Annotated in this window: 8 protein-coding genes; 5 read left to right on the plus strand and 3 right to left on the minus strand. The window is 30.3% G+C overall.

The features are described 5' to 3' along the window. Positions 1-121: 121 nt before the first annotated feature. Complete coding sequence (gene tsaD, locus ACTG3V_RS08145; RefSeq protein ID WP_439131663.1) at positions 122-1,147, minus strand: tRNA (adenosine(37)-N6)-threonylcarbamoyltransferase complex transferase subunit TsaD; 1,026 nt, start codon at positions 1,145-1,147, stop codon at positions 122-124. Positions 1,148-1,400: 253 nt separating this feature from the next. Between tsaD and ACTG3V_RS08150 the strand changes: the two genes are divergently transcribed. The 4 genes from ACTG3V_RS08150 to ACTG3V_RS08165 all read left to right on the plus strand — a co-directional run bounded on the left by ACTG3V_RS08150 (position 1,401) and on the right by ACTG3V_RS08165 (position 8,374). Next, the gene (locus tag ACTG3V_RS08150) at positions 1,401-5,765 is read left to right on the plus strand and encodes a translocation/assembly module TamB domain-containing protein (protein WP_439131664.1); all 4,365 of its coding nucleotides are present in this window, start codon (positions 1,401-1,403) and stop codon (positions 5,763-5,765) included. A 153-nt stretch (positions 5,766-5,918) separates the two neighbouring features. Then, entirely contained in the window at positions 5,919-6,905 is a 987-nt protein-coding gene (gene pfkA, locus ACTG3V_RS08155) for a 6-phosphofructokinase (protein ID WP_439131712.1), read from the plus strand. Positions 6,906-6,925: 20 nt separating this feature from the next. After that, positions 6,926-7,927 (plus strand): type I glyceraldehyde-3-phosphate dehydrogenase, encoded by a 1,002-nt coding sequence (gene gap, locus ACTG3V_RS08160; protein WP_439131665.1) that lies wholly within the window; start codon positions 6,926-6,928, stop codon positions 7,925-7,927. A gap of 84 nt (positions 7,928-8,011) precedes the next feature. Further along, on the plus strand, positions 8,012-8,374 hold the full coding sequence (locus tag ACTG3V_RS08165; RefSeq protein ID WP_439131666.1) for a methylglyoxal synthase: 363 nt from the start codon (positions 8,012-8,014) through the stop codon (positions 8,372-8,374). Here the strand turns inward: ACTG3V_RS08165 and ACTG3V_RS08170 are convergent. Beyond that, a complete protein-coding gene (locus ACTG3V_RS08170) occupies positions 8,367-8,750 on the minus strand; it encodes a Rid family detoxifying hydrolase (protein WP_439131667.1) in 384 nt (127 codons plus the stop codon). The two genes, ACTG3V_RS08165 and ACTG3V_RS08170, sit on opposite strands and share 8 nt — an antisense overlap. Before the next feature lie 40 nt (positions 8,751-8,790). Next, on the minus strand, positions 8,791-11,427 hold the full coding sequence (locus tag ACTG3V_RS08175; protein ID WP_439131668.1) for a putative LPS assembly protein LptD: 2,637 nt from the start codon (positions 11,425-11,427) through the stop codon (positions 8,791-8,793). Positions 11,428-11,567: 140 nt separating this feature from the next. On the opposite strand from ACTG3V_RS08175, the gene ACTG3V_RS08180 reads away from it, so the two are divergent. Further along, complete coding sequence (locus ACTG3V_RS08180; RefSeq protein ID WP_439131669.1) at positions 11,568-12,668, plus strand: N-acetylmuramoyl-L-alanine amidase family protein; 1,101 nt, start codon at positions 11,568-11,570, stop codon at positions 12,666-12,668. The last annotated feature ends 51 nt before the right edge of the window (positions 12,669-12,719 follow it).

Here is a 12,719-nt window from a genome sequence, read left to right on the forward strand (position 1 = left end):
AACAGGCGAGCAAAAACGAAATATACAATCCAAAATAAATAATATTGGAAGTTGAAAAAGAATCTGTTTCTAAAATTTTTCAAGGGTATAAAAATTAATTGCAATTGTATTTTTGCATAAACTATTCAACTACTTTTAAGCGTGCTTGTGCAGTTACAGAAACATCAGCATAAGTGTTGTTTAAATATTTTAAATAACCAGTTATGGCAATCATAGCAGCATTATCTGTAGTATACTCAAATTTGGGTATGTAGGTTGTCCAACCAAAATGCTTTTCTGCCAATAATAGTCGTTCTCTAATCGCTGAATTTGCAGACACCCCACCAGCAATGGCAATTTGTTTAATTCCAGTTTCTTTAACGGCATTTTTGAGTTTATCCATCAAAATTTCAACAATGGTATATTGTATTGATGCACAAATGTCATTTAAGTTCTCATTTATGAAATTAGGATTGATGCGTTGTTGTTTTTGAATAAAATACAAAATTCCTGTTTTTAATCCACTAAAACTAAAATCTAAATCGCCTACTTTTGGTTTGGTAAACTGGTACGCTTTCGGGTTTCCTAATTGCGCATATTTATCAATTAAAGGTCCTCCTGGATAAGGTAGTCCTAAAATTTTAGCAGATTTATCGAAAGCCTCACCAACTGCATCATCAATAGTTTCACCTAAAACTTCCATTTCAAAATGATTTGTAACTTTTACAATTTGAGTATGGCCACCACTTATGGTTAAACAGATAAAAGGAAAAGTGGGTTTTTTGCTATTTTTGTCATCAATAAAATGCGCTAAAATATGAGCTTGCATGTGGTTTACATCAATTAAAGGTATAGCTAAACCTAAGGCTAAAGACTTGGCAAACGAAGTACCTACTAAAAGTGAACCCATTAATCCAGGGCCACGTGTAAATGCAATTGCAGATAATTGCTCTTTGCCAACATTGGCTTGCTCTAAAGCTTGCTGCACAACTGGTACAATATTTTGTTGATGTGCTCTAGAAGCCAATTCAGGCACAACACCACCATATTTAGCATGCACCTCTTGATTGGCAACAACATTACTCAATACTTTACCATTAAAAATTACAGCAGCACTTGTGTCATCGCAAGAAGATTCTATGCCTAAAATGTAAATTGATTCACTCATCATAAAAGTTAAAGAATCGCAAAATTAAGTATAAATTTAGCGATGCTTCTAATTTTTAAGAATAGATATTTAATAGTTTGTTAAATTTGCACGTTCTTTGTAAGAATTGGCAATATTTTTGATTCTTATTAAGAAATATTCAATTTCTATTAACATACATCTTATCAAAAAAACTAGAAAGAAAATACTAAAATGGCTAGGGTACTTTGTGCTCTTTTTGCTGTTGATTAGTATTTTGCTTTCTGTCTCTGCTGTGCAAACTAAAATAGGGAGTTTTTATACCAATAAAATTAACAAAGATTTTGGCACAGATTTAACCATAGAAAAAGTTGATTTTTCCCTTTTAGGGAGTGTTGAATTAAAAGGAGTTCAAATTAGAGATCATCATAAAGACACTTTAATCTTTGTGCAAAAATTAAGAACTTCGCTACTAAATGCTAAGCGAATTTTAAATAAAGAAGTTAATTTAGAAAGCATTTATTTAGAAGATGCATCGTTTTATATGAAAAAATATAAAGATGAAGATGATGACAATTTAGGGGTGTTTATTGCCTCGTTTGATTCTGGAAAACCTAAAGACTCTCTTGCAAATCCGTTTATTTTAAATGCATCAAATGTTTATGTAAATAATTTACATTATAGAATTACCAATGCCAATAGTAAAGATTCTGTAAATTACGAAGTAAAAAATGCAGGTGGAAACTTACAAGATTTAGCAATCTTTGGCCCTAATTTTTCTTCAAAAATAAGAGGGTTACATTTTACGGATAAATATGGCTTACAAGTTTCTAATCTAACCACTGATTTTTCATATTCTAAGGTAGCCATGCATTTTGTGAAAACTACCTTGCAAACTAAAGAAACCAATATTAAAGCTGATATTCATTTTACGTATGAAAGAGAAGATTTGGCAGATTTTAATAATAAAGTGCAAATAGATGCTAATTTTAAAAAGAGTAATGTTGCCATACAAGATATTAAAAAGTATTACAAAGAGTTAAATGGTAATGATTTGCTTACGCTTAAAGGAAAACTAAGTGGTAAATTAAATAATTTTGGAGTAGGTAAACTCGATTTATATTCTAAAAAAGGACTTCAAGTTAAAGGAGATTTATCTTTTGTAAACGCCGTAAACACAGAAAGAGGTTTTATTTTTGAAGGAGATTTTGATAATTTAAGAGCTACCTACAAAGAATTAATCGGTGTTTTACCTAATGTTTTGGGTAAAAATTTACCATCCGAATTTGATAAGTTGGGGAAGTTTAATATTAAGGGACTTGTAAAAGTAACGCCAGAGCAAATACAAGCAAACATTAAAGTAAATTCAGCTATTGGTAATGCTATTTCAGATTTACAAATCTCTAATATCGATAATATTGATTATGCCAAATATAATGGTGAAATTAAGTTTCAAAATTTTGACATTGGTACATTTTTTAACGATCCGTTGTTTGGAAAAATATCTTTAGTGGGCGATGTTGACGGAAGTGGTTTTAAGCTAGATAATGTCAATACTAAATTTATTGGTGATATTTCACAGTTTCAATTCAAAAATTATACTTACAAGAATATTGCCGCGAATGGAGAATATCAAAATAATAAGTTTGATGGCGAGTTAACTATAGATGATGAAAATTTTAAAATGAAATTTAATGGTTTGGCAGACTTGTCTTCTAAAATCCACAAATTTGATTTTAAATCAAACATTGCCTATTTAAATTTAAAAGAAACCAACCTTTTTACTAGAGATAGTATTGCTGATTTAAAAGGATTAATTGAGCTAGATATTGAAGGAAATACCTTTGATGATATTATTGGAAATGCTACGTTTAAAGATGTTTTTTACACCAACCAAAAAGAAGAATTTAGTTTTAAGGAGTTTAAAGTTGCTTCATCTCTTAAAGACAGCATAAAAACCATAGAATTAGTATCAGAAGATATTGCCAAAGGCTATGTAACAGGTAAATTTACTTTTTCAGAAGTTTCTAAAGTTGCCCAAAACGCTTTGGGTAGTATTTATACCAACTATCAACCTTATAAAGTAGCACCCAATCAATTTTTAGATTTTAATTTTACAATTTATAATCAAGTAGTAAATGTGTTTTTTCCTGAAGTTTATATTGATGATAATACTAAAATAAAAGGAAAAATTGCTTCCAATAAAAATCAATTAAAACTCACATTTTCATCACCAAGAATAGATATTTATGGTAATGAATTAAAAGAGATTTTATTACGAACCGATAATCAAAATCCTTTTTACAACTCACATTTAACTGCAGCAGAGGTTAATACAGAATATTATAAGGTTTCAAAATTAAATCTTATCAATAAAACAGAAAATGATACTTTGTATTTTAAATCAGAATTTGATGGTGGTTTAAAAAACAACGAAAATTTTAATTTAGACTTTTATTATACCATTAATAGTGATAAAAAATCGGTTTTAGGTTTCGAAAAATCAACTTTTGTAATTAAAAATACAGCTTGGAATATTAATCCTAATGAAAAAAATACCGATAAAATTATATTCGATTTAAAAAACAACGACTTTAATTTTAGCCAGTTTAAATTAGTTTCTGGTGCACAAGAAATAAAGTTTAAGGGCAATGTTAAAGGAACCACAGAAAAAAATCTATCCGCAGATTTCACCAAAGTAAAATTGCAAAGCTTTTTGCCAGAAATTGATAGTTTGGCTTTAAAAGGTAAAGTTTCTGGAAACCTAGATTTTATTCAAAATAATAATGTGTACAAACCAGAAGCCGCTTTAATTATCAAAGATTTTGAAGTTAATAACTTTAAACAAGGCGAATTAGCAATAAGTATTATTGGAGATAATTCTTACGAAAAATATAATGTAGATTTATCTATTAAAAATGAAAAGGTAAAAAGTATCGCAGCTACTGGTGTATTAGATTTTACAAATAAAAGACCTTTGGTAGATTTAGAAGTGTTTTTAGAAGAGTATAATTTAGAGGCATTTAGTCCCTTAGGGCAAGATGTTATTTCTTCATTAAGAGGCAGTGTAACAGGTAATTTTAATTTAAGAGGATTTTTAAGAAATCCAGATATGCAAGGGCTCTTAACGTTGAAAAATGCGGGGTTAAAGTTTCCATATTTAAATGTCGATTATGATTTTACAGGTGATGCAACAATCACTTTAGATCAACAATCATTTATTTTTGATGATATCAATTTATCAGATTCCAAGTACAAATCTAAAGGGAATTTTTTAGGAAGCATCACCCATCAAAATTTTGAACAATGGTTTTTAGATTTAGAAATTCAAACCGATAATCTAATAGCACTTGATACTAAAGATAGTGAAGAGGCACTGTATTATGGTACCATTTTCATGGATGGTTCAGTATCTATAACAGGTTTAACAGATCAAATTACTATTGATGTTAACGCTAAAACAAACCCTAACACCAGATTTGTAGTACCTTTAAAAGATGTAGAAACTGTTGATAGTTATAGTTTAATTCATTTTAAAACCGACAAAACAGATACAGAAGAAAGGCAAAGAGAGCTTGCAAAACAGGCAATTAAGGGTTTAGATTTAAATATAGATTTAGAAGTAACAAAAGATGCTGAGGCACAAGTGGTTATTGATGAAGAAAATGGAAGCCAGTTAACAGGTAGGGGTTCTGGTAATCTTCAAATACGTATTAATACTCGTGGTAAATTTGATATGTTTGGAGATTACAGAATAGACAATGGAGTGTATGATTTTAAATATGGTGGTATTATCAACAAACCTTTTATCATTCAAAAAGGAGGAACTGTATCATGGAGTGGTAACCCTTACGAAGCCAATTTAGATGTAACTGCCATATATAAAGCAAAAGCAAACCCAGGAGTTTTGTTACAAAATTTTAATACAAACAGAAAAGAAGAAATAGACTTGGTAACAAGAATTACTGGCGGTTTGTTCGATTCTAAACAAGAACTAGATATACAGTTAACCAATGTAGATCCTACCATAGCAAGTGAGTTAGAGTTTGTTTTAAACGATAATAATGTAAACGAAAAAACAACGCAGTTTATATCATTACTGGCTTTTGGTTCGTTTAGAAATCCAGATAGAGTTAATTTTGATGTAAATAATACCTTGGCTGGTACAGCTTCTAGTGCAATTGCAGGTGCATTCTCTAGCCTTTTAAATAGTCCAGATAGTAAGTTTCAATTAGGTTTAGATTATCAACAAGGAGAAGTAAATGATATTGATCGATTAAATATTGATAATCAAGTAGATTTATCTGTAAGTACACAATTAAGCGATCGAGTACTAATAAACGGAAAAGTAGGGGTGCCAGTAGGTTCAGAAACACAATCGAGTGTTATTGGCGAAGTTAAAATAGAAGTATTATTAAATACAGAAGGAAACTTTAGAGGTGTTATTTTTAATAGGCAAAACGAAATACAATACTCTCAACAAGAAGAAGGTTATACACAAGGAGCAGGTTTTTCTTATCAAGTAAACTTCAATACACTATCTGGTTTGCTTCGAAAAATTGGCTTAAAAAAAGAAAAAGAAATTCAACTAAAAAAATCAATCAAAAAAGATTCTCTAAAAACAAAAGAAAATAATTTAATTAATTTCGAAGGAAATTAAGGCTGCAAATTAAAATAAAATAACGAATCAAAACGCAAATGGTATCTGTAACAAAAAACTATTATTCCTTTTAAAACAAAGGGTTTTTAGCCTATAACGTTTTCGTAATTTTTTTATTTTAAATGATTAAAAAGCAGTAAATTTACATCATAAATTATGGAGAAAATTAAAAAAATAGGAGTCATGACATCTGGAGGAGATGCTCCAGGGATGAACGCAGCAATTAGATCTGTAGTAAGAACCTGTGCTTTTTACAAAATTGAATGTGTAGGTATCTATAGAGGTTATGAAGGGATGATTGATGGTGATTTCACAAATCTTGATGCAAGAAGTGTAAAAGGTATCATCAATAAAGGTGGTACTTTCTTAAAATCTGCAAGGTCAAAAAAGTTTATGACAAAAGAAGGCAGAAAAAAAGCTTATGATAACTTAAAAAATGCCGAAATTGATGCCATTGTTACTATTGGTGGAGATGGTACATTTACAGGAGCTTTGGTTTTTAACGAAGAATTTGGTTTTCCTGTTATGGGTATTCCTGGTACTATTGATAATGATATCTTTGGTACAACACACACTTTAGGTTACGATACTGCATTAAATACTGTAGTAGAAGTAATTGATAAAATTAGAGATACAGCTTCTTCTCATAATCGATTATTTTTTGTTGAAGTTATGGGTAGAGATGCAGGTCATATTGCATTAAACGTTGGTGTTGGTGCAGGTGCAGAAGAAATTTTAATTCCTGAAGAAGATTTAGGTTTAGAGCGTTTAGTAGATTCTTTAAAAAGAAGTAAACAATCTGGTAAATCATCAAGTATAGTTGTTGTGGCAGAAGGCGATAAAACAGGCAGAAACGTTTTTGAGTTAAAAGACTACGTAAACGAACACATGCCAGAGTATGATGTTCGAGTGTCGGTTTTAGGACATATGCAAAGAGGAGGATCTCCATCTTGTTTTGACAGAGTATTAGCAAGTAGAATGGGGGTTAGAGCTGTAGAAGATTTAATGAAAGGCAAAACAAACCTAATGGTTGGGCTCATCAACGATAAAATAGCAGTTACTCACTTAGAACAAGCTGTAAAAGGAAAATCAGAAATAAATCAAGAATTAATACGTGTGTCAGATATTATGACCACATAACATTTTAAATTAAGTATATAATGATAAAAGTAGGAATTAACGGATTTGGTAGAATTGGAAGATTAGCTTTCAGACAAACAGTTTCAAGAGATAACGTACAAGTTGTTGCAATAAATGATTTATTAGACGTAGATTATTTAGCATACATGTTAAAGTACGATTCTGTTCATGGAGCTTTTGATGGAGAAGTTGAGGTAAAAGATGGTAAATTAGTTGTAAACGGAAACGAAATTAGAATTACAGCAGAAAGAAATCCAGCTGATTTAAAATGGGATGAAGTTGGCGCAGAATATGTTATCGAGTCTACAGGTTTTTTCTTAACAGAAGAAACAGCTGGAAAACATTTAGAAGCAGGAGCTAAAAAAGTAGTTTTATCTGCACCTTCTAAAGATCATACACCAATGTTTGTAATGGGTGTTAACAACACAGAGTTAAAAGCAGACCAAAAGATATTTTCAAATGCTTCATGTACAACAAACTGTTTAGCACCAATAACTAAAGTTTTAAATGATAATTTTGGTATTGTTGAGGGGTTAATGACAACTGTACATGCAACTACTGCAACTCAAAAAACGGTTGATGGTCCTTCTATGAAAGACTGGAGAGGTGGACGTTCTGCATTAGGTAATGTAATACCTTCATCTACAGGTGCTGCAAAAGCAGTTGGTAAAGTTATTCCTGCAATGGATGGTAAATTAACAGGTATGGCTTTTAGAGTACCAACTATGGATGTTTCTGTGGTAGATTTAACTGTAAAGTTAGAAAAAGCAGCTTCTTATGACGAAATTTGTGCAGCAATGAAAGCAGCTTCTGAAAGTGGACCAATGAAAGGTGTTTTAGGATATACAGAAGAATTAGTAGTATCTCAAGACTTTGTTGGTGATTCAAGAACTTCAATATTTGATGCTAAAGCTGGTATTGCTTTAAATGATAATTTTGTAAAAGTTGTTTCTTGGTATGACAACGAAATGGGTTATTCTACTAAAATTGTAGATTTAATTGAATACGCTGCTACTTTATAGTAGAAGTTGTTTTAGATAAATATAAAAACCTAATAGTTACCATACTATTAGGTTTTTCTATTTTAGAACATAAAAATATAAAACATGGAAATAGCAATTATTGCTCATGATGGTATGAAAGCAGAAATGGTTCAATTTTTAAATGAACATAAAGAAACATTACTTCAAAAAAAGATTAAATTAATTTCTACAGGTACCACAGGTTCTAAGGCAGAAAAAGCAGGTTTTAGCGTTACTAAATATTTATCTGGCCCTATTGGCGGCGATGCGCAAATAGCAAGTAGAGTTGCAGAGGGTAAGTGTAATATGGTTTTGTTTTTTAGAGATCCACATGCAAAACATCCTCATGAACCAGATATTATTATGCTATTAAGAATTTGTGATGTACATAATGTACCCTTAGCAACAAACCCTGCAACTGCAGATTTATTAATAAGTGCTATTTAATAGCAATAAGACTAATTTCAACATTTACAAACTTAGGTAAGTTAGCAACTTCTACAGTTTCTCTTGCTGGTGCCATAGCTTCATCAAAATAGGTGCCGTAAACAGCGTTTATTTTAGTAAATTGATGCATATCAGCAATAAAAATAGAAGTTTTTATCACATTGTCAAAGGTCATTTCAGCAGCTTCTAAAACTGCTTTTAAGTTTTCCATTACTTGTTTTGTTTCTGCCTCAATTGAATCTAAAATTAGCTCTCCACTATTGGGGTTTATGGCAATCTGTCCAGAAGTATACAAAGTATTTCCGCTTAAAATTGCTTGATTATATGGGCCAATAGGAGCTGGTGCTTTTGATGTTTTGATTATTTTTTTACTCATTTGTATGATGAATTTATTTTAAACTTCTAACTTCTAACTTCTAAAACAATCTATCTGGTGGTTTATTTTTATCCCATTTTAAATCAGATAATGTTGATGATTTTACCCCAATAAAAAAGGTATAAGAAGATATTGAGCCGAAAGGAACCCAATTAAAATTAAATTGCCAACTATCTAAATCTCTCGAAAAGTTAAATCTTGAAAATGAAAAAGCACCACCTTTAATGTCATAACCAGATGAGTACCCAATTTTCCATTTAGGAGATAACTCTATATTTCCACTAAAACCTAAAGTATGATTCTGAATTTCTCCAGGGGCAATTCCTGTATTTCTATAATTGGCAGCATATACTAAGTTTATAGACCAAGGTATTTTTGCATTGTATAAGTCTGCTTTTTTGGTGCCTCCTTTTTGATTATTCATGCTTTGCTGGCCACCAGGTATTCCCTGCCTATTGGTTGGGTCTATATCAGCACCCATAGTATCTGTGGGGTTATTGGCTCCATTACCATTTTTGTCTTTTTTATCATCTTTTTTGTCAAAATCAGAGCTAGAAATAGAGTAGTTTGCAGTTAAAGTAGCATTTTGTAATCTAAAAATATTAGGGTTAAATTTATCTATTGTTCTTCCCTCATCATTTACTTGATAAGGATTTAGCGAACCATTTAAGTTTAAGGCAAGCTTATCTTTAAATAATCGTGTACCAGCATTAAAACTAACATTAGCCCAGCGTAAACTGTCTGCTGCAAAATTATAAGAAGTGTTAAAATTTAAATTATTTAAAAGCATTATTTTTTCGTCTTCTTCGTCACTATCAGGATCTTTAGGTGCCATTTTTGCTTCTAAAACATTATTTAAAGAAATACCTACAGAATTCGTTAAACCACTTCCAGGAGCTCTGTATAAACTTTGATCAAAAATTGTGTAACTTAAAAAATCATTTGGGTCATCACTTTGTTGTACTTCACGTTTAAATTTAGTGCCAAAATCGGGTCTGTAACTATAAGAAATAGTTGGTCTAAACGTATGCCTTATTGCTTTTAACCTTCCTTTTTTAAAGTTGAAAGTACCATAAATATTTGTAGATAAACTTACACCAGCATTGTATGTTCTAAAGGTTTTAAAACCTGTTAAAGTATCGGTTACAACTTCTTGTTTTGTAGCATCATATTGTTTCTCAATATAATTAAAATTCCAACTTTCTTGATAATTAACACTAGGTGATAAAGTAAAATATTTAAAAGCTTTAATGTTTGTATTGGTACCTGTTCTATGTTGTACACCAGATTTTGCTGTTTGAAACATTCTTGGAGTAAAAAATTCATCATCAGTGGTATTAATTAAATATTGCCCTTGCATATTGTAATTAAATCCTAATTTCTGAATTGGGTTTTTCTTAACACCATTTTTACCAGCAAAAGGATAAACCCTATTCATATTAAGCGTTAAGGAGGGTAGAGTCATGGTAATACTTTCTGTATTTGTATTTTGTTGATGAGATGCTGTAACAGCCATATTAAAAGGTGTACCAACAAAAGTTTTACTGTAATTAATGGATGAATTTAGTGTGTTATTTTGATTTAAAGCAGCATTAAACTGATTTAAAGATTCTCTAAAAAACTTACTACTACCCACGTTTACAGAAGCTGTAAATCTAGAATTTGGACTTGCTTTTGCATCTTGGCTATGACTCCATCGTATATTAAATCGATTATTTTTACTAAAATTATCAAATCCCCTAATACCACTTATATTACTTTCATAATTAAAATTAAAAGTTCCATTAAATCGATAACGTTTGGTATAATTTGAGCTTGCTCTTAGTCCCCAACTTCCATTAGCCCATGCATCACCTGTTAGGGTTAAATCTACATAATCATTAATAGCAAAATAATAGCCTCCATTTTGCAAACCAACACCTCTGTCACTACTTCCAGTATCAAAAGCTGGTATTAAAAAACCAGAGGTACTCGTTTCAGTCATGGGGAAATATGCAAAAGGTAAAACTAAGGGTGTAGGCACATCTGCTAATACTAAATTACTTAGGCCTACAATAATTTTTTTTCCGGGTACTAATTTTGCTTTATTGGTTTTAATATAATAGTCTGGTACCTTTTTTTCTGAAGTTGTAAATCGTATTTTACGAATGTAAATTGTGGAATCGTTAACACGTTTAGTTTTGGTTCCATAAGTAAACATTTCACCTTGTTTAGTTTTTAAACCATAGATTAATGCACGTTTACTTTTAAAATTGTATACAATAGAGTCTTGCTCAGATTCTTGGCCTCCTTGTTTAAATACAGGTCTTTGGCTATAGCCAGTACTATCTAAAATACCTTTGGCAAAAAGCGTGTTTTTTTTGTAATCTATAATTACAATACCTGCAGTTAAATCAATATCAGTATAATTTATGTTAGCCTCATTATATAAAGTTACCGTTTTTTCTTTTGCATTCTGAATCGTGTAATCTTTTGCGGTATGGATAATTATATCTTCTATAGATTCTTTAGGTTTAAGCGAATCATTAACAACAGAATCCTTGTTTTTTAATAATAACGAGTCTTTTTTTGGTAGGATTAAAGTGTCTTTTCTAATCTTTTTTAGGGTATTTTTTTGTACTATTGGAATTACAGTTTTTTCTTTCGACTTTATATCTTGAGAAAAACCTAACTCCATAATAAAGAAAGAGCAAAATAAAAGTAAGTATGATAGGTTTGATTGCAATGCTATATATACTATTTTTGTAGGTGAGTAAAAGTATGGCTCAATATTTGAATCTCAAAATTAATGATGCCAAAATTAGTTAAATTTTATTGATGAATTTTCTACAAATCCACAAATTTAATACTAAACTGAAAAACTTGTTTTTTTTAGTGATTTCTTTGTTTGTATTCTTTTCTTTATCAACAGTAAACGCACAAAAACAATATAAAATTGTTTTAGATGCAGGTCATGGAGGTAAAGATCCAGGTAATTTAGGAAATGGATATAAAGAAAAACATATCGCTTTAAAAGTGGCTTTAGAAGTGGGTAAACAACTATCTAAAGAAAAAGATATCAAAGTAATATATACAAGAAAGAATGATGTGTATCCAGAACTTTGGAAAAGAGGAGAAATTGCAAATAATGCTAAAGCAGATATATTTGTCTCAATTCACTGCGATTCTCATACCTCTAATGCATATGGAGCAGGAACTTTTGTATTAGGGTTAAGAGGTAATAAAAAAAACCTTGAAATTGCCAAACGAGAAAATGCATCAATCCTTTTAGAAGACAATTACGAAAAAAGGTATAAAGGTTTTGATCCTAATTCTGCAGAATCTGTAATTGGTTTATCACTTTTACAAGAAGAAAACTTAGATAAAAGTTTAGAGTTGGCAAGTCTTATTCAAAATAATTTTGCCTACAAATTAAAAAGGAATAACAGAAAAGTTAAACAAGATAACTTTCAAGTGCTTAGGGAAACGATTATGCCTAGCGTTTTGGTTGAATTAGGTTTTTTAACCAATAAAAACGAAGGTAGATTTTTAAATTCAAAAAAAGGACAACAACAAATGGCAAAAGCTATTGCAGATGCTGTTAAAAATTATATTAATAATCTAAAACTTAACACAGTTGTTGCTGATGAAATTAATAATGAAGAGGCTAATGCTATAGAAATAGTAGAATTTAAAATACAAATAGCATCAGGTAAAAATAAAATACCTACTAAATCCTATAATTTTAAAGGCCTAAATAATGTTCAAAGAGTAAAAGTAGGTAGCTATTATAAGTATTATTTTGGGGTAACTTCGTCATATAAAGATGCATTAAAATCACTAAAAATAGCCAAGCAAAAAGGGTATAAATCTGCCTTTATGGTCGCTTTTAAGAATGGAGAAAAAATATCGGTAAAAGAAGTCAATAAATTGCCGTAAATTTGGGATTCTCTACCAAAAATAATTAGTAATATTGTTAACAAATTTCTA

Origin of the sequence: Polaribacter sp. (assembly GCF_965660385.1) — a bacterium.
In the GTDB taxonomy this organism is placed as follows: Bacteria; Bacteroidota; Bacteroidia; order Flavobacteriales; family Flavobacteriaceae; genus Polaribacter.